The following is a 17,267-nucleotide window of genomic DNA, read 5'->3' as shown; positions in this document are numbered from 1 at the left end:
CCGGACTTTCATTATCTGTTCAACACTTCAATATACGAAGCATCTCCAGTTGTTCTTAAAGCAGAGCGAAAATTGTTATTTTCTAGCGTTTTAGCGACTTGTTGTAATTGCTGTGCATCATCATGATGGATAAGTAAGCTGTCAGCACCGCTTTCTTCTATATGAATATGTTCGACGTTTCCAATGGCATCATGTACAGCTTTTAAAAATTCAGGTTTCATGGTGTCCTCCTATATGTATGTAACGTTTTTATTTAGTATTTCCTTATTTTTGAAATATAAAAGTAAATGAAAGGAGAAATAAAATGAATATAAAGCAGTTTAACGAACATATAACATCACTATTTGGAGAGCATCTTCATAAATACGGCGATGATGAATATGGTTTTACTCATATAAGTAAAGATGAATTTCACAAAATCGGTTACACAACAAATTTAACGTTAGAAACTATTGAAGAAGCGTATAGAAATGGAGTCGATATGATAGTTACACATCATGCGCCGTGGAGTTTTTTATTTGGTATGGAAGAGGCTTGTATTGAGAAATTGAAGCAATATGAAATGAATCATTTTTGGATTCATTTGCCGTTAGATTTTGTAAAGTTTGGCACATGTACATCGTTATTTAACGGAATTGGGATAGATACAATACTGGAATATTCCACGTATGAGGAAGAAGAACTACCGGGAATAGGAGAATATAAAGAAGCGATTCCTTTTTCAAACTTAGTTGGAAAACTTGAAGAAAGAATGGAAGAGAAAGTGAAGAGCTGGAGAAATCACGATAAACCAGTAAAACGGATTGCGATTTTAACCGGTGCAGGAAACAATACAAATTTGATTGAACGTGCATTAGAAAAAGGGTGTGACACGTACATAACAGGTGAAAAAACATTATATACAGTGCAACATGCGAAATTTAAAGGGATTAATTTAATTGTAGGCAGTCATACGTTTACAGAAGTGTTTGGTGTAGAAAGTTTGGCTCATAAGTTAAAAGAAAGAGATAATTCAATAGAAATTACTAGATTAAATGAAGAACATTTGGAGTGAAGAAATTACATCGCATTACCATCAATGGAATGAACTATATGATGGAATATTGAAAGACGCAGTTGCAATGAAATAAAATTATCTTTTGTTATATTAAGATTTTTAGGAGGAATTCCCTTATGTTTGTCAAATAATAGTAAAGTTGTCTTTTGAATTAAGGGAATATTCGGAGTTAAAGGGTGAGAGAATGGATATTTCAATAATCACTGCACAACTAGTTAAGGAGAAAGTGATTTCACATTATCCAAATAGTGTAAAAGCATTAAACGGGGGTACGACAAGTACTATATATTTGTTAGATGAACAATACGTTGTAAAGTTGAATGAATCGGATGTCATACGTGAAGAAGCTTATTTTCTTCAGTTTTATAAAAAGGATGAATTATTTCCAAAGCTTTTTTATAAGGAACCTTTAAATCGCTATATTGTTTACTCATTCCTTGAGGGCACAACTTTTTGCAAACTAGGCCATAAACGGAGCGTTCTTTGTAAACTTGTAAAGGAAGTTATCAATAAGTATGAAGTAGCTACAGAGATTGATGGCTGGGGATGGAAAGAAAACCTAGTTCAATCTTGGAATGAATTTTTAACGACAAATGTGATGGAAGCTCATGAAAATGTAAGACGTTACATAAGTGAGGAAGCGTATAGAACGGTTTTTAAGTTAGCAAATAGTCCAAGTAGGGGGACTGGAATAAATCAGCCATTTTTATTGCATGGTGATCTTGGATTTCATAATTTTATATTTCAAGAGAATAAACTGCACGGTGTAATTGATCCTTTACCAGTGTTAGGAGATCCTATATATGATTTAATTTATGCGTTCTGTTCAACTCCGGAAGATTTAACAAAAGAAACGATTGGTTATGCGATGAAACAATGTGTATTTCATAAAAATGACCGTGATTTATATGAAGAGATAGTCATAGGATTATATTTGCGTATAGATACATGTTTACGGCACCACCCAAAAGATTTAGAAGATTATTTAGCAGCTTGGCGTTATTGGATGGGTGAGGTTGAGGTGACTTTATAGTACAAATATTTTTAGGGGAGATGGTGAGATGAATGTTGTAGAAGCGAAAAAGGATTTACTGTAATTCCATTATCGGTTACATTTGTCTATTTACTTACTTTTATAAGTTTATTAATTGAACATAAAAAAGCAGCTTAATAAAAATTTAGGGATAGGGGGAATTATGATGAAAAATTACGTTTGTACAACGTGTGGCGTGCAGTATGCAGCGAGTGTAGAAGAACCAGTGAGTTGTCATATTTGTGATGAAGAAAGGCAGTATGTGAATCCGAAAGGGCAGTCTTGGACGACTTTAGAAAATTTGCAAACAGATGATACATATAAAAATGAAATAATTAAAGAGGAAAATGGACTTTATAGTATTACGACAAAACCAGGATTTGCGATCGGTCAAACGGCATTTGTAGTGAAAACAGAGTCATATCGTTTACTGTGGGACTGTATTACGTATTTAGATGAAACGACAATTACGAAAATAAAAGAGCTTGGCGGATTAGATGCGATTGCATTGTCTCATCCTCATTATTATTCAACGCAAGTAGAATGGGCAGAGACATTTGATGTACCAATTTATATACATGAAGATGATAAAGAGTGGGTGATGCGTCCGAGTAGTCGTATTATTTATTGGTCTGGTGAGTCTTTACAATTAGCTGATGGATTAGTCATTCATCGTTTAGGGGGACATTTTAAAGGTGGATCTGTCTTACATTGGGAAGAAGGTAATGACGGAAAAGGAATTTTGTTAACAGGTGATATTATTCAAGTTGTAGCAGATGAGCGGTGGGTAAGCTTCATGTACAGCTATCCAAACTTAATTCCACTACCAGCGAGAAAAGTGGAAGAAATGGTGAATCGAGTGAAGCCGTTACAGTTTAATCGTTTATACAACGCTTTTCATCGAGTAGTAAAAGAAAATGCAAATGAGGCAGTTGAACGTTCTGCTGACAGATATATAAAAGCAATAGAAGGAAAGTTGTTTCATACGTAAAAGGAGAGTAGCTTAATGAAAACGTTAGTATGTTTTGGAGATAGTATTACAGCTGATGAAACATTTTTTGATGGAATGCCGAGATTAACACCACGTTTGCAAGAGATGTTTCCGAACTGGAAAGTAGTGAATGCAGGTGTTCCAGGTGATAATACATTCGATGCGTTAAATAGGATTGAAGAAGATGTAATATCATATAAACCAGATTTCGTAACAGTTTTTCTTGGTACGAATGATGCAGTTTCTTTTTCTCAAGTGTCATTACAAGCATATAAAGAAAACTTAGAGAAGATTGTGAACCAAGTTTCATCAGATAAAGTACTACTGATTAGTCCTGCACCAGTTGATGAAGAAAGACAGCGTAATAGAACAAATAGAGTGCTTAGTCAGTATGCAGACGTGGTGGAGAAAGTGGCGAGGGAAACAGGAAGTTATTTTCTAAACGTATTCGCTGAAATGATTCAAGAACGGGATTATAAAAGATTTGTAGAAAATGATGAAAAAGATGGATTACACTTTGGGCCAGAAGGTTATGAGTATGTAGCGAAGTTAATTGGTGAAAAGTTAAAAGGGATTTTATAAGGAGCAAAGCACTTAGTGCTTTGCTTTTTCGTATTTCTTTCGTAGTCCATAAACTTATTGATTGCTGTAATTTGGATAGATATTTGGCATTTTTATCCCGCATTAACTGCCCGTAAATGCCCGATTGGTGAGGGCTAATAATCAGTGGGGGATGAACAAAACTCCACTGATTAAAGTTTCACTTTATGTGGGTAAAAGGTTAGTGCTGTTTTAAAGTAATATAAATTTATTTTTAAAAATTTATATTTCGTAGTTGAAAATTAATAAAGGTGTAACTATAATAGTTACAGTAAGTTTGTTGTTTTGAGATGTACATATTGAATTACAAGAATGAAGGGAGTTTTTATGTAAATCAAAAAGTTATAAAATCTATTTATTTTTATAATAAGATAAAATGTTTTTAGTTCATACACATTATTAAATATGTTATTTCTAATAGAAAAATAGAGGTGGAAAAATGAAAAATTTTAAAGGTATGTTGATATCATCACTTGCAATTACAACTTTTGCTGGGATAGGTACGACATTTGTAACAAATACAGTATATGCTGCTAATGACGATTCTAGTAAAATACAAGTTCGTTCTAATAAGAGTATAAACACAACAACTGGTTCGAGATTGCCTGTATTATCAGTCAATCCTTATGATGAACCTAGATTTTCAAGACAGGGATATCTTGAAGAGGCACCTTTAGGAATTAATGCTCCTTATGCTTGGGGAATTAAAGGAGGAAATGGTCAGGGAGCAACTTTTGTAGATTTAGAAGAAGGCTGGTTATTAAATCATGAAGATTTAGTCGGTCAAAATATTGAATTTATGTCTGGAAAAATGAGTAATGATCTTTCTCACGGTACTTCAGTTCTAGGTGTTGTTTCGGCAGCTGACAATGGGATTGGGAATATTGGGATTGCACAAAAAGCAAAGGCAAAAGTAATTTCAGTGATCCGAGATAATGGGAGAATCGATGTAAGAGATGCTATTTTAAGTGCCGTAGATTCTTTACAGGCTGGAGATGTTTTATTAATAGAAGAATCCTTTAAATATGATGGATATGGAGATGACCCTTTACCAGTAGAAGTATACCCGAGTATATTTAACGCAATTCGCAAAGGTACAGATAAAGGCATTATTATTGTAGAAGCAGCTGGTAATGGTGGGATTGATTTAGATGAATTTAAAGACCGTAATGGTAAGCAGATTTTAAATCGAAATAGTCCAGACTTTAAAGATTCAGGAGCTATTATAGTTGGAGCATCTACAGCAAGAGTTCCTCATAAACGTTTAGCTTTCTCTAACTATGGTAGTAGAATTGATGTATATGGTTGGGGAGAGTATGTTGATACATTAGATACATATCAAAATCAAAATAGTAAAGGACAAAAAGTTACAGATCAGAACATAATTAATCGTTATACTTCTAATTTCCGTGGTACTTCTAGCGCTTCGCCTATAATTGCTGGGGCTGCTGTATCGATTCAAGGGATTGCTAAAGAACATTTAGGTAAGGCATATACACCAAAAGAATTGAGAGCAATTTTAAGTAATCCTAATACAGGCACAAAGTCTAATAACCCATCATCTGATAAAATAGGGGTTTTACCAGATTTAAAAGCAATTTTGTCTAACCTTGGATTTCATAGTGATTTGACTACCAATGATCCTATGGTATTTCCAGATAACGTAGAAAAAAATGAAGGAAAAGAAAATTCAACTTTCGTATTTCCAGGTGAAGAAACAAAAAGAACAGGTGATAAAAATTCAACTGTAACCTTCCCAGAAGAAGATTTAAAACAGGAGGAAAAAGAAGAGGGATTAATTGTTTTTCCTGATTAATAAAAAAATACTACCTTCCATTTGGAGGTAGTATTTTTTATTTCTTGTCAATAACAAGCAGGCATGAAATTTGTATTTGTTTATCTTTCATAATGAATTTAACTAAAAAAATCGAATATTTGACTGTTAATTTACTTTTTCGTCTCAATTTATTACATGAATTAATCTAGAAATGCTTGCTGTAATGCTTTCAGTCCATCGCTGTAAATACCATGAAACAGATTTATTGCCTCTTCATCACTAACCTCAACAGGAGTGAATGTACCAGACCACTCTACTAACGATGTGTTACTTTCAGTACCTTCTTTCACCTGGATTGTAGATAGATAATTAGTGACTGGGAATGGTGCATTCATGATTGAATACGTGTAGTAGCGTTCTTTATCATTGAATACTTCTAAGCGTTCTATAATTGTATCGCCATCTGGATTAGCTAGATGACGTACACGACCGCCTTCAGTTAATTTACTGCTAGGTATATAAGGTAACCAGTCTGGAAGGGAGTTGAAACCTCCGATTAATTGCCATACTTGTTCAGGTGAACCGAAAATTTCCATAGATGTAGTAGTATGTGCCATGTTCATTACGCTCCTTTTTATCTCGATATTTGCGAGCAAATAATCAGTGGGGATGACCCCACTGATTAAGGTTTCAAATTATTTTACGTTGATTGGTAGTGGTGCATTAGGTGCTACTAGTTTTTGTTCGCGCATTTCTTCCCAGAATGCTGCTGGAATTACTGTATTTAAGGCGTTTTGGTCTTCTACAATTCGTTCCGGTTTACTTGCCCCAGGAACAACGGCAGCAACTGCTGGATTTGCTAGTGAAAATTGTAATGCAGCAGCTTTGATGCTGATTTCGTGACGATCTGCAAGAGCTTTGATTTTCTCAACTTTTGCAATAATTTCTGGCGATGCTTTTTGATATTCGAAGTGAGCGCCGCCAGCAAGAATACCTGAGCTATATGGGCCACCAACAACAATATCCATATTATGCTTTACAGATGCAGGCATTACTCGTTGCAATGCACGTTCGTGGTCTAATAATGAATAGCGACCAGCTAATAAGGATATATTTGGTTTCGCTTCTTCTAAATCAAGCATAAGTTCAATTGATTCTACTTTGTTTACTCCAAGCCCCCAGCCTTTAATGACTCCTTCTTCACGTAAACGTGTTAGCGCACGGAATGCTCCTGTTCGAGCAATTTCAAATTGTGAAATCCACGCATCACCATAAAAGTCTTGTGCTAAATCATGAATGAAAACAAAGTCTAGACGATCTGTTTTTAAACGTTTCAAACTTTGCTCGATAGAACGAAGTGTTGCATCTGCGCTATAGTCATTGATCATTTTATTTTTGCGACCAAATTCGAAAAGCCCGCCTTTTTCACCTAAATCACGTGCAGATGGATCTTCTAATTCATCCGAAATAGTTCGACCTACTTTCGTACTTAAAAAGTAATCATCACGATTTCTTTTTGATAGTGCTTCACCAAGACGAATCTCCGCTAAGCCAGATCCATAAAGTGGAGCTGTATCAAAGTAACGAACGCCATTCTCCCAAGCAGCATCCACTGTAGCGATTGCTTCTTCCTCTGGGATATTACGGTACATATTTCCTAGTGGTGCTGTACCAAACCCGATTTTTTCTTTTAGTAATTTACTCATTATAGATATCCTCCTAAAATGTATTTGAAAATTATTTATTCATTGTGAATGGATGTGAAAATGAAAACATGTCATTTTATCGTCTGACAAAATGTATGAGAAAAATACTCACTTTAAAGTAAAGGTACTAACAGGTAATTTCTAACACTGCATGACTCACTCAACTCTTACAAATGCTATTATGAAATGTATTTTACATAATGAAAAGTACGTACTTTAAAGTGATATAGATACTAAAAAGTAATACAGGTACTTTTTGGTGCCGTACTACTCATCTGCTGTTTACGTATGCTATTATGAAACATGTTTAACACAATAAAAAGTACGTACTTTAAGGTGCTATAGATACTTAAAAGTAATATTTAAATATTTTAGCTTATTTGTCTTATAAAATTATTAAAGGAGATTTTTATATGAAAACATACAATATTCCTGTAGAGGCAACTTTAGAGGTTATCGGTGGAAAGTGGAAAGTAGTTATCCTTTGTCATTTAAAGAAAGACAAAAAGAGAACGTGCGAATTAAAACAATTAATGTTTGGTATTACACAAAAGATGTTAACGCAACAATTACGTGAATTAGAAGAAGATGGTGTAATCGAGAGAAAAGTGTATAACCAAGTGCCACCAAAAGTAGAATACTCTTTAACTGATTACGGTCATTCTTTAGATTCTATACTCGATACTCTTTGTAACTGGGGAGAAAATCATCTTGAAAAGAATGGTAACACGTCTATGCTTATAACCGCAGCTGAATAAAGAAAGAAAAAACGAACGAGAATACGTTCGTTTTTTCTTTTTGTATAGAGGGAGATTTTTAAGCAGCATAATTACTTTTTTGTAATATAGGTACTTTTTTGTGCTGTAGGAACTAAAATGTGCCGTATAGAAAATTATTTATTTTTACGTAACAATAGATAAGGAATTTATAAAAAAGGAGAGGAGATCGCGTGAAACAATATAATATACCTATAGAAGCAACTTTAGAAATTATCGGTGGAAAGTGGAAGGTCGTCATTTTATGTCACTTAACGAAAGGGACGAAGAGAACGAGTGAGTTGCAACGTCTAATTCCTGAAATTTCTGTGAGAATGTTAACGCAGCAACTACGTGAGCTGGAAGAAGATGGTGTGATTACACGTGAAATTTACAAAGAAATTCCCCCTCGAGTAGAATACTCCCTAACCGATTATGGGTGGTCTTTACAAAATGTATTAAATCAATTAACCGCATGGGGAGAACGATGCATAGATAGAAAAAACACAGAAGTTAAGTGAAATCTCTATATGTAATATTGAAAACACCACCTAATGAAGAGGTGGTGTTTTTCGTTTTAAAACTTTAGAAAGTTGTTATGATGAAAAGTAAAATTTTTGAGGACCTGTTTCAGCCATGGGTACTTAAAAGTGCCTACATCACTTTAAAGTACGTACTATGCTTCATAATATAACCGTTTTATAATGACACTCGTAGCAAGAAGTCATAAAGATTTTAAGCTATGTTCAAAAAGACTTATTAACTAGTATAGTTTTTTGTTCAATTTTTTAGTAGGAGATGTTTTTATGGTTGAAGAACTTTTTTATAAAAAAATACTTAAAAATCTGTTTTCAGATCCAGTTCAAATTACACTTTGGAATGGAGAAACAATACAATATGGCGAAGGGGAACCTCAATTTCATATAACATTCCATAAGCCGCTCTCAAAAAAAGAAATTGCTAAGGATCCTTCTATTGCATTCGGTGAAGCATATATGAATGGAGACCTTGAAATAGAGGGTAACCTTGAAAAAGCAATTCAATCTATTTATAAAAGGCAGGATAGCTTTTTAGGTGATAGTAAGTTGCAATATTTCAAAAGTAAATGGAATTTCTCAAAACAAAAAAATAAAGATGATATTGGGAACGATTTCTATAAATTATGGCTTGATGAAACAATGACATATTCTTGTGCATATTTCCAAAATGAGCAAGATTCTTTAACGACAGCTCAACATAATAAAGTAAATCATATTTTGAAAAAGTTGAACCTTCAAAAAGGTGATACGCTATTAGACATCGGTTGCGGGTGGGGTGAGCTCATTACAGCTGCCGCTAAGCAGTACGGTGTGAAAGCGATGGGAGTAACGTTAAGTGAGGAACAATTTGCAAAGACTTCCGAGCGAATTAAACAAGAGGGACTTACAGATTTAGTTGAAGTATCTTTACTTGATTACCGCGATATTAAGAATCGTAAATTTGATAAAATTGTTAGTGTAGGTATGATCGAACATGTAGGAAAAGACAACATTAAGCAATACTTTGAAACAGTTAACAAACTACTAAATGATGGCGGGATTTCTCTGCTGCATTGCATTACTTCTCCGGCTAATGGTGGTGCTACGAATGGTTGGATTGAAAAATATATATTCCCTGGTGGGTATGTTCCTGCTGTTAACGAATTAATCACGAACATGACAAACGAACAATTTTTCATTGTTGATGTGGAAAGCTTACGTAGACATTACGGGAATACATTACAACATTGGGCTCGAAATTTTGAAAACGTACTAGAGGAAGTTCGCAAAACGAAAGATGAGCGATTTATCCGCATGTGGCGTTTATATTTAAATGCATGTGCAGCTTCGTTCTTTACAGGTAATATTGATTTACATCAATTTGTATTTACAAAAGGGATTAATGATACAATTCCGATGACACGTTCTTATATGTATGAATAAGAGCGTGTAACTAAGTATCTCTCTAGTCATCGAGTGTAAATAAAATGATGATAGGACATAAGTCTATAACGTAAAGTCGAGATGGGGATCAGAAAATGATTTCTATCTCGACTTTTTGATATATAATTTTAAAACAAAAACTATATACTTTTAAAGATAAAAATATATAATAAATGTAGAAACGAAAATTTATGAGCAAGGAAGTTGAAGAACATGACATTAACAATGGGCTTTATTGGATTTGGAAAATCAGCTAACCGTTATCACCTACCTTATCTAAAGACACGTAATAATATAAAAGTAAAAACGATTTTTGTACGTCAAATAAATGAAGAATTAGCGGCTCCATATGAGGAAAGAGGTGTTTACTTCACTACTGATTTGGACGAATTGTTGAATGACAAAGAAATTCAAGTCGTGACGATCTGTACGCCAGCACATACGCATTATGAATTAGCAAAAAAAGTTATACTAGCCGGAAAATCAGTTATCGTTGAAAAACCATTTTGCGATACAGTAGAACATGCGAAAGAATTATTAGCTTTAGGACGAGAGAAAGGTGTAGTCGTTATGCCTTATCAAAACCGTCGTTTTGATGGTGATTTTTTAGCTGTAAAGCAAGTAGTTGAACAAGGATTCCTTGGTGATATTATTGAGATTGAATCACATATTGATTATTTCCGTCCTGGTTCAATCACTCATGAAGCTCCAAAAGAAGAAGGTTCATTTTACAGTTTAGGTATTCATACGATGGACCGCATGATTTCACTATTCGGCCGTCCAAATACAGTGACATACGATATTCGTAATAATGAAGTGGAAGGTGCGGTTGATAACTATTTCGATGTTGGTCTACATTATGGAAATCAGTTGAAGATTAAGCTGAAAACGAACCATATCGTAGCGAAAGATTATCCACGCTTTATCGTTCATGGAACAAATGGATCATTTATTAAATACGGTGAAGATCAGCAAGAAAATGATTTGAAAGCGGGGATTATGCCTGAGAGTGCAGGGTTTGGTGAAGATTCACCGATGTACTATGTAGTTGCTAAGTATCGTAATGCAAATGGTGACTGGATTGAAAAACAAATTAAAACACCGCTTGGTGATTACGGTCGTTTCTATGATGCAGCGTATGACACAATTGTAAATGGTGCACCAAAACTTGTGAAAGATGAAGAAGCAGTAACGAATATTGAAATCTTGGAAAACGGATTTGCTGCCCCATCACCTTCAGTTTACAAACTTGAGGCTTTATATTTGAATAAATAGAAGAGAGTTTGCAGTATAAGACCTGCGGTAGTATGTCAACTGAGAAATAACAAAGTTTAAAGTTGCCAAAGGTCAATTTGTTTAAAAAAGGCATCACGAAACTAAACCAGTAACGAATGTAATTTACTGGAAAATAATGAAAGGTAGCGATGACAAAAATTTATGTCATTCTTTCACACACCTTCCAGGCGTAAAAAGTTGGTGGCTACGTAGTAGCGCATCCACCAATCGCACAAATTTTCTTGCGGTTAGAACGAGTGCACGTTTGTGTTGATGTTTTGGTACTTCATTATATTTTTTCACGTAATACTCTTGATAATCTGATACATGCTTTCTTACTGAATTGGCGGCTTCAACTAAGTAATAACGCAAGTAATGATTACCTGTACGGGATAATGAAGTATCTTCAGCTGTAAAACGACCAGATTGGTGCTTTCGCCAGTATAATCCAGCGTATTTGGCTATTTTTGTTTCATCGTCAAATCTTTCGATTTGGCCAATTTCAGCAATGATACCGGCAGCGAAAACAGGACCTACTCCAGGAATAGATTCAAGTGTTTGGGTCAAACCAGCCATGATTTTTTTAATAGACTTTTCTAATTCCTTGATTTGCTGTTGAAACGTACGAATGACTGCGATGGATGTACCTAAGATGACATCTATTGAATCTTCTACAACCTTATCCAAGCGATAAGAAGCTTTCACAGCTTTTTGAATGGATGCTGCTACGCATTTTGGATCACCAAAACGGTTTCGACTTTTTTCCTGTAGGAACTCAGCGAGTTCTTCTAAAGGCATATTAGCTAGTTCCTCTAAGCTGAATTTTTCAAGAAATAGTTCTGTCATGGCGCTACCAAATACGGAAGTATCCACCTCTTGTGAAAATGTATTACATTTAAAACTTAGGTGTTGAAGAAAGTGTTGTTTTTCTTTCGTTAACATTTTGACAAGTTGGTATCGTGATCGAGTTAATTGCTGCAGTGCCACGTACTGGCTTTCTTTTACGATAGACATTTGATTGCGGCCAAATCGTAAGTAATCAGCAATGACATAGGCATCAATCTCATCGGTTTTATTCATGTCAGAATAGCTTTTCTTAAAATTTGCGACTTGCTTTGGGTTTAGGAGAAATACTTTTGCTCCAAAACGCTGTAAATCTATATCATGGTGAAGAAACATAGAAGGATGAAAGCTGTAAACAGAGGTGGATTCTAGGCCAATCTTAAGGATGTCGACCTCTTTCCCTGCAACACACTGTAATAATTTTTCTTTGAGTGTAGTAGCTCCTGGTAGGTCATTACTGACCGAAAAAGAATCCAGTTTTTCTCCATCACCATTTAAAAAGCAAACTTTCATATCAAACGAACTTACATCTAAACCAACAAATAATCTCATGTAAGAGACCTCCCTTCTATATTAGAATCATTTCTTGGACGTCTCGAGATATCTCTAGTGTGTACGCCGACCAACAACCTCGTGTATGAGAGCTAGTCCTGAATCGAAAGCCGCCCTAGAGCTACTATCATCTAGGTTCGAGGGGCAGGCTGCTCAGCCTGCGAGTAGGGAGTCCCGCACGTTCACTGAGAAACACTCTTCAAATGTGGTAAATCCACAGGAGGTGAAAGAATTGTCCCAAATGATCCTACAATCATTATCTAGAAATATCTTGAGACGTCCAAGTATTTTTATTTATAGGGCTCTTATTAAGAAGAAAATCTAAGCCTGTAATAGGGCTTAAATATTAATATACGAGGAGGTATGGAAATGGCAAGCGGATCAACACAAGTAAAATACCTCGGCATTTATCAAAAGATTAAACAGCAAATTTTAGACGGTGAATATAAAATCAACGAAAAAATTCCGAGTAGCTCCGTCCTTGCTGAAGAATTCGATGTTTCAGCACTTACGATTAAAAAAGCGCTGGATCTATTAGTAAGAGACGGCTACATTATCCGTCGGCGCGGAAGTGGAACAGTGGTACAAGATTGGCATCAGCAGGAAAAGGCACGAATGATTCAAACTTTAACAGGTACGAAAGCTGTTTACGGTAGTGAGGTAGAAAGTAAAATTATCGAGTTTGCGATTGTAGGTGCTGATGAAGTAGTTGCTGAGAAATTGGGAGTTTCAATTGGTGATTTCGTCTATAAAATCATTCGCCTCCGCATCATTCACAGCATTCCAACGATTATGGAGCATACATGGATGCCGATTTCGATTATCCCAGGTGTTGAGGCTTCTGTTTTAGAGGAATCGATATACTCACATATTCAAAATACACTTGGTCTTGAAGTAGGGACATCTGTTGTCAGGGTTAAAGGGATTCGCCCGGATGATAGGGAAAAGCAGTTTATGAACTTAACAAATCAGGATTTCCTAATGCGAGTTGAGCAAGTAGCTTACTTAACGGATGGACGAACTTTTGAATATTCTTATGCAGATCATCTACCGGAAACCTTTGAGTTTGAAACAGTCATTACGGCAAAAAATTATAAAGAGACATAAAAACCGGTTGAGGCAAGTATTGTCTCAACCTATTTTTATGTCTTCTACAGTTATTATTCATCTGCTGTAATCAGCATGGATGTGTTCCCGGTTTTTTCAAGATGAACTTCTCCCCAGGAACAGAGGGAATCGAGTATAGCTCCTAAAGACGAACCGTAATCCGTTAAAGAATACTCTACTTTTGGTGGTACTTGGTCATATACTTTCCTTTGGATTACACCATCTTCTTCTAGTTCCCGTAATTGTTGCGTTAACATTTTTTGCGTAATACCAGGCATTAAACGTTTTAATTCACTCGTTCTTTTTGTTCCTTTTTTTAAATGACAAAGGATAACAACTTTCCACTTTCCGCCAATAACTTCTAAAGTCGCTTCTACAGGAATATTGTATGTCTTCATAAAAAAACTCCTTTGATGAATTTAGATTACAGTTGTGAGCCTACATCCGTTGCAATACTAAAATTATTTCTTTTTAGTACCTATAACACTTTAAAGTGTGTACTATTTATTGTGCTAAATATCGGTCATAATAACCGATGTAAGAGAGAAATAAGCAGAACGGCACTTAAAAATGCATATGTTACTTTTTAGTACCTATAACACTTTAAAGTACGTACTTTTTATTAGGATGAATATAATCCATAATAGCACTTGTAAGCAAGAAATGCGTGAAATGTGCTTTGAAGGAGCCATCATGCTATGGGGAATTTTACATGAGAATAATTTGTTGTGTTATTAAAATTAATCCAAGACTTAACAGTTGATTAATCGAACTGTAAAGTTTAAAATTACAGTAAGATTTTTAAAAGTGAGTTGTTAACGTCTGTAAAATGTAGCATGAATAATAGAGATAAATGAAACATTGCTGAATAATTAACATTATGTGAATTTGATTCTAAACTGTAATTTTTTTTAATACATTTCAATAAGCGATATTTAAAATGTACGTTTAATAACATTAAAGGAGTGAGTTAAATATGGTAATTCTATATACAACAGCAAGCTGTGCTTCATGCCGAAAAGCGAAAGCATGGCTTGAAGAGCATCAAATTGATTATATTGAAAAAAACATCGTATCAAATTCTATGACAGTTGATGAGCTTAAATCGATTCTTCGTTTAACTGAAGAGGGGGCTACTGAAATTATTTCAACTAGATCCAAAACTTTTCAGGACTTAAATATAAATATTGATGAGCTCTCGCTAAATGAATTTTATACATTAATAATTGAGCATCCACTAATGTTGCGTCGCCCGATTATGCTGGACGAAAAAAGATTGCAAATTGGTTTTAACGAAGAAGAAATTCGCAAATTTTTACCACGTAGTGTCCGAACATTTTTAAACATTGAACTGCAAAAGTTGGCTAATTAATAAGTAATAGTATGAAAGAGAAATTTTTTGAAAGGAGGAAACTGAAGGTGATAGAAGTATGCGTTACAGTTAATTATAAAGATAGAAACTATCAAACAAATGTCATTGTGAACAAAGATACGATTTGGACAAAAATTGAACAGTTGGCAGAAGAACAAGTGAAGAAACAGTGGGGTTTTTAAACTTAATTATTTAAAAAAATGAAGTTATATGCTAGAGATTATAACTAAATTCAAAATTTTTCAGGTATTAAATATAAATAAGAAATTTTCTTGAAAGGAGGAAGCAGAAGATGATTGAAGTATGTGTTACAGTTAATTATAATGATAAAAATTATCAAACAAATGTTATTGTGAGTAAAGATACGATTTGGACAAAAATTGAACAGTTGGCAGAAGAACAAGTGAAGAAACAGTGGAGTGTTTAATTTTCTTTTTAACTTAAAAAGCTAAATGAAGTTATCAGATATAGGTGGGACGGGATAGAATATAAGGGAATTAATTTTTTATGGCAAGAAGCATTCCACATGTTTTAACGTTCTAATCAATCTGTAATATTTATGGCTACAGTATGTTAATATATGAGAAACAATATTTTTAATCGTAGGAGGAAAATCATGAACAGCGACTTTACCTTGGCCATACACAGTTTAACTTATTTAGCTTTACAGCCAGACCGGATGTCAACAAGTAATGCTATTTCAGAAAGTGCAGGTGTTCATCCAGTACGCATTCGCAAAGTACTAAGTTTGTTAAAAAAACATAAGTTTATACAATCGAAAGAGGGGACTGGTGGCGGTTTTATTTTCGCTCGCGATTTAGATGAAATTAATCTTTGGCATATTTATCAGATAACCTCTGAAGGTGCTTTGCAGCCGAAGTGTCCAGAATCAAACAATCAGTGTGTTGTAGGTTCGAATATGCGAAAAGTTCTTTTCGCTATTTTCTTAGGTGCTGAAGAGCATCTAGGTGAATACTTAAAGAATTATACAATGAAAGAAGTTGTTGACCTTATCAATCAAGAGCGTTAAGCGGCTTAATTATTATATAGCCGTGAGTTCTTAACACTTAAATGTAATGAAAAATATTACAGTATAATTTGTTTTTATATCTTTTTTATCGTCACAAAAAATATTTATAGGAAGGTGAAACGGTATGATGTCAAATAATAATCATGTTTTAAAAGTAGGAGATTGGGTTCGTGGAATATCAAATGAAGGTGAATTAATAGTTGGTTATATTGTATCACTTGATGATGTAGAGGATATAGTTACAGTTAGTATTGTGAAACGTGACGGCCAGTACACAATAAACGAAGCGATTTTACTCTTTAGTAAACACGTTAACAAACTCCCTGAATCAAAGGTAATAAATAAGGAACAAATCCTTTATCTTATAGATCTTGCATTATTAACAGGGGATGAAGAATGGTTTATCGAGCTTTCTTCAAAATTAAACTCGATAAAAGAGCTAGTTAATGAGGGATTTTAAAATTTAAACTTTTGAGGGTGCACACAATCCGCCTTATGGGACACAATTACTTTTCGCATAAAAGGAAATGATGTAAAAACGATTCATTACAAACATAGAGATATCCCTGAAGAAGAGCCGAACAAACTACAATTAAGATGATATTGAAGTGATTTGTTTGTGTATTCCTGATAACGATAATTATGTAAATGAGCTGTCCATATGGGGCAGCTTTTTTGTTTTTTGCTCAGTGTAGCTTTTTAAATTGTATATGAATTCAATATTAATAATATATATCCTAAAATTTGGTTTTTTTATTTTGGGATTTTTTTCTTTTTACCTACATTAATTATTTATTAGAATATCTTTTATGTTTAAAATAAAATTTTTTGATAAAAGGGGATATAAGTATTTTTATAATAAGTCACCTAGAAAAACAATGTATTATTGTATTTTTTTACTAACTAATTCAGCTTTAAGCGATAAAAACAATGGCTACATGCTAACTGTAAAATATTATCCATATAAAATTATTCCTCTTTAATATTTCTGAAAATATAAAAATATTAATTTTATAAATATACACGTTATAATGAGGGCGTCGAGAGAAATTTTATTATCTCTGGAGAAAATATAAAAAATGCGATTATTAGTAAGAAAGGTGTGTGATTAGAGGCGAAACGTATGTAATGTGCTTCAGTGGCTTGTGTGAGCAATATCATCAGTGCTACCGAAGTTATGAAAGTAATGTATAGAATTGAGAAAGAAA

At 34.2% G+C, this 17,267-nt stretch carries 20 protein-coding genes and 2 pseudogenes; 17 read left to right on the top strand and 5 right to left on the bottom strand.

From position 1 onward, the window contains the following. Window positions 1-11 precede the first annotated feature (11 nt). A complete protein-coding gene (locus MHH55_RS11095) occupies window positions 12-221 on the bottom strand; it encodes a hypothetical protein (RefSeq protein WP_000801653.1) in 210 nt (69 codons plus the stop codon). A gap of 83 nt (window positions 222-304) precedes the next feature. Between MHH55_RS11095 and MHH55_RS11090 the strand changes: the two genes are divergently transcribed. From MHH55_RS11090 to MHH55_RS11070, 6 genes and pseudogenes are all read left to right on the top strand, one after another. After that, the gene (locus tag MHH55_RS11090) at window positions 305-1,054 is read left to right on the top strand and encodes a Nif3-like dinuclear metal center hexameric protein (protein ID WP_078186962.1); all 750 of its coding nucleotides are present in this window, start codon (window positions 305-307) and stop codon (window positions 1,052-1,054) included. Window positions 1,055-1,241: 187 nt separating this feature from the next. Beyond that, window positions 1,242-2,090, top strand: a complete 849-nt coding sequence (locus MHH55_RS11085) for a phosphotransferase (RefSeq protein ID WP_002026086.1) — start codon at window positions 1,242-1,244, stop codon at window positions 2,088-2,090. 42 nt (window positions 2,091-2,132) lie between these two features. Continuing rightward, a pseudogene (locus MHH55_RS36410) lies at window positions 2,133-2,228 on the top strand (DUF7010 family protein); the annotation flags it as partial. Window positions 2,229-2,253: 25 nt separating this feature from the next. Further along, window positions 2,254-3,081 carry an MBL fold metallo-hydrolase gene (locus tag MHH55_RS11080; protein ID WP_078186961.1) on the top strand — a complete coding sequence of 276 codons (828 nt, stop codon included), beginning with the start codon at window positions 2,254-2,256 and terminating at the stop codon, window positions 3,079-3,081. Window positions 3,082-3,096: 15 nt separating this feature from the next. Further along, entirely contained in the window at window positions 3,097-3,663 is a 567-nt protein-coding gene (locus tag MHH55_RS11075; protein ID WP_000855207.1) for an SGNH/GDSL hydrolase family protein, read from the top strand. Between the two features lie 457 nt (window positions 3,664-4,120). Further along, window positions 4,121-5,497 (top strand): S8 family peptidase, encoded by a 1,377-nt coding sequence (locus tag MHH55_RS11070; protein WP_078187591.1) that lies wholly within the window; start codon window positions 4,121-4,123, stop codon window positions 5,495-5,497. Window positions 5,498-5,658: 161 nt separating this feature from the next. Here MHH55_RS11070 and MHH55_RS11065 read toward each other — a convergent pair whose 3' ends face one another. Together MHH55_RS11065 and MHH55_RS11060 are read right to left on the bottom strand one after the other, a co-directional pair. Further along, complete coding sequence (locus MHH55_RS11065; protein ID WP_000951521.1) at window positions 5,659-6,075, bottom strand: SRPBCC family protein; 417 nt, start codon at window positions 6,073-6,075, stop codon at window positions 5,659-5,661. Between the two features lie 78 nt (window positions 6,076-6,153). Beyond that, window positions 6,154-7,164 (bottom strand): aldo/keto reductase, encoded by a 1,011-nt coding sequence (locus MHH55_RS11060; RefSeq protein ID WP_000040527.1) that lies wholly within the window; start codon window positions 7,162-7,164, stop codon window positions 6,154-6,156. 413 nt (window positions 7,165-7,577) lie between these two features. Between MHH55_RS11060 and MHH55_RS11055 the strand changes: the two genes are divergently transcribed. The 4 genes from MHH55_RS11055 (at window position 7,578) to MHH55_RS11040 (ending at window position 11,155) form a co-directional block, all read left to right on the top strand. Continuing rightward, window positions 7,578-7,922, top strand: coding sequence for a winged helix-turn-helix transcriptional regulator (locus tag MHH55_RS11055; RefSeq protein WP_000860816.1), 345 nt, complete (start codon window positions 7,578-7,580; stop codon window positions 7,920-7,922). A gap of 191 nt (window positions 7,923-8,113) precedes the next feature. After that, a complete protein-coding gene (locus MHH55_RS11050; RefSeq protein ID WP_000816339.1) occupies window positions 8,114-8,440 on the top strand; it encodes a winged helix-turn-helix transcriptional regulator in 327 nt (108 codons plus the stop codon). Between the two features lie 285 nt (window positions 8,441-8,725). Continuing rightward, on the top strand, window positions 8,726-9,880 hold the full coding sequence (locus MHH55_RS11045) for a cyclopropane-fatty-acyl-phospholipid synthase (protein ID WP_078187590.1): 1,155 nt from the start codon (window positions 8,726-8,728) through the stop codon (window positions 9,878-9,880). Between the two features lie 213 nt (window positions 9,881-10,093). Further along, window positions 10,094-11,155, top strand: coding sequence for an oxidoreductase (locus MHH55_RS11040; protein WP_078187589.1), 1,062 nt, complete (start codon window positions 10,094-10,096; stop codon window positions 11,153-11,155). A gap of 165 nt (window positions 11,156-11,320) precedes the next feature. Here MHH55_RS11040 and MHH55_RS11035 read toward each other — a convergent pair whose 3' ends face one another. Further along, complete coding sequence (locus MHH55_RS11035; RefSeq protein ID WP_340880302.1) at window positions 11,321-12,550, bottom strand: IS110 family transposase; 1,230 nt, start codon at window positions 12,548-12,550, stop codon at window positions 11,321-11,323. A gap of 369 nt (window positions 12,551-12,919) precedes the next feature. Here MHH55_RS11035 and MHH55_RS11030 point away from each other — a divergent pair, with 369 nt between their 5' ends. Then, window positions 12,920-13,657, top strand: coding sequence for a GntR family transcriptional regulator (locus tag MHH55_RS11030; protein ID WP_074554943.1), 738 nt, complete (start codon window positions 12,920-12,922; stop codon window positions 13,655-13,657). Window positions 13,658-13,710: 53 nt separating this feature from the next. Here the strand turns inward: MHH55_RS11030 and MHH55_RS11025 are convergent, their stop codons facing one another. Continuing rightward, the gene (locus MHH55_RS11025; RefSeq protein ID WP_000860831.1) at window positions 13,711-14,055 is read right to left on the bottom strand and encodes a winged helix-turn-helix transcriptional regulator; all 345 of its coding nucleotides are present in this window, start codon (window positions 14,053-14,055) and stop codon (window positions 13,711-13,713) included. 578 nt (window positions 14,056-14,633) lie between these two features. On the opposite strand from MHH55_RS11025, the gene spxA reads away from it, so the two are divergent. The 6 genes and pseudogenes from spxA to MHH55_RS10995 all read left to right on the top strand — a co-directional run. Beyond that, window positions 14,634-15,029, top strand: coding sequence for a transcriptional regulator SpxA (gene spxA / locus MHH55_RS11020; protein WP_000236189.1), 396 nt, complete (start codon window positions 14,634-14,636; stop codon window positions 15,027-15,029). A gap of 47 nt (window positions 15,030-15,076) precedes the next feature. Further along, window positions 15,077-15,211 carry a BA3454 family stress response protein gene (locus MHH55_RS11015; protein WP_000573515.1) on the top strand — a complete coding sequence of 45 codons (135 nt, stop codon included), beginning with the start codon at window positions 15,077-15,079 and terminating at the stop codon, window positions 15,209-15,211. Between the two features lie 110 nt (window positions 15,212-15,321). Next, window positions 15,322-15,456 carry a BA3454 family stress response protein gene (locus tag MHH55_RS11010; protein ID WP_078187588.1) on the top strand — a complete coding sequence of 45 codons (135 nt, stop codon included), beginning with the start codon at window positions 15,322-15,324 and terminating at the stop codon, window positions 15,454-15,456. Between the two features lie 189 nt (window positions 15,457-15,645). Beyond that, window positions 15,646-16,059 (top strand): Rrf2-family transcriptional regulator SaiR, encoded by a 414-nt coding sequence (gene saiR, locus MHH55_RS11005; protein ID WP_001083465.1) that lies wholly within the window; start codon window positions 15,646-15,648, stop codon window positions 16,057-16,059. A gap of 124 nt (window positions 16,060-16,183) precedes the next feature. Beyond that, window positions 16,184-16,519: an IDEAL domain-containing protein gene (locus tag MHH55_RS11000; RefSeq protein ID WP_000987462.1), complete on the top strand. Its 336-nt coding sequence runs from the start codon at window positions 16,184-16,186 to the stop codon at window positions 16,517-16,519. Window positions 16,520-16,526: 7 nt separating this feature from the next. Further along, a pseudogene (locus MHH55_RS10995) lies at window positions 16,527-16,660 on the top strand (DUF3888 domain-containing protein); the annotation flags it as partial. Window positions 16,661-17,267: the final 607 nt, after the last annotated feature.

The organism is Bacillus sp. FSL K6-2944, from assembly GCF_038005385.1.
In the GTDB taxonomy this organism is placed as follows: Bacteria; Bacillota; Bacilli; order Bacillales; family Bacillaceae_G; genus Bacillus_A; species Bacillus_A cereus.
The sequence above is the reverse complement of the archived record's forward strand: the minus strand, read 5'-3'. Positions and strand labels throughout refer to the sequence as shown.

Coding starts and splice junctions, on each gene's coding strand:
- MHH55_RS11040 (WP_078187589.1), top strand. CDS start 10,094: ATGACATTAACAATGGGCTTTATTGGATTTGGAAAATCAGCTAACCGT.
- MHH55_RS11025 (WP_000860831.1), bottom strand. CDS start 14,055: ATGAAGACATACAATATTCCTGTAGAAGCGACTTTAGAAGTTATTGGC.
- MHH55_RS11085 (WP_002026086.1), top strand. CDS start 1,242: ATGGATATTTCAATAATCACTGCACAACTAGTTAAGGAGAAAGTGATT.
- MHH55_RS11080 (WP_078186961.1), top strand. CDS start 2,254: ATGATGAAAAATTACGTTTGTACAACGTGTGGCGTGCAGTATGCAGCG.
- MHH55_RS11055 (WP_000860816.1), top strand. CDS start 7,578: ATGAAAACATACAATATTCCTGTAGAGGCAACTTTAGAGGTTATCGGT.
- MHH55_RS11035 (WP_340880302.1), bottom strand. CDS start 12,550: ATGAGATTATTTGTTGGTTTAGATGTAAGTTCGTTTGATATGAAAGTT.
- spxA (WP_000236189.1), top strand. CDS start 14,634: ATGGTAATTCTATATACAACAGCAAGCTGTGCTTCATGCCGAAAAGCG.
- MHH55_RS11065 (WP_000951521.1), bottom strand. CDS start 6,075: ATGGCACATACTACTACATCTATGGAAATTTTCGGTTCACCTGAACAA.
- MHH55_RS11070 (WP_078187591.1), top strand. CDS start 4,121: ATGAAAAATTTTAAAGGTATGTTGATATCATCACTTGCAATTACAACT.
- MHH55_RS11000 (WP_000987462.1), top strand. CDS start 16,184: ATGATGTCAAATAATAATCATGTTTTAAAAGTAGGAGATTGGGTTCGT.
- MHH55_RS11095 (WP_000801653.1), bottom strand. CDS start 221: ATGAAACCTGAATTTTTAAAAGCTGTACATGATGCCATTGGAAACGTC.
- MHH55_RS11030 (WP_074554943.1), top strand. CDS start 12,920: ATGGCAAGCGGATCAACACAAGTAAAATACCTCGGCATTTATCAAAAG.
- MHH55_RS11090 (WP_078186962.1), top strand. CDS start 305: ATGAATATAAAGCAGTTTAACGAACATATAACATCACTATTTGGAGAG.
- MHH55_RS11060 (WP_000040527.1), bottom strand. CDS start 7,164: ATGAGTAAATTACTAAAAGAAAAAATCGGGTTTGGTACAGCACCACTA.
- MHH55_RS11075 (WP_000855207.1), top strand. CDS start 3,097: ATGAAAACGTTAGTATGTTTTGGAGATAGTATTACAGCTGATGAAACA.
- MHH55_RS11010 (WP_078187588.1), top strand. CDS start 15,322: ATGATTGAAGTATGTGTTACAGTTAATTATAATGATAAAAATTATCAA.
- saiR (WP_001083465.1), top strand. CDS start 15,646: ATGAACAGCGACTTTACCTTGGCCATACACAGTTTAACTTATTTAGCT.
- MHH55_RS11045 (WP_078187590.1), top strand. CDS start 8,726: ATGGTTGAAGAACTTTTTTATAAAAAAATACTTAAAAATCTGTTTTCA.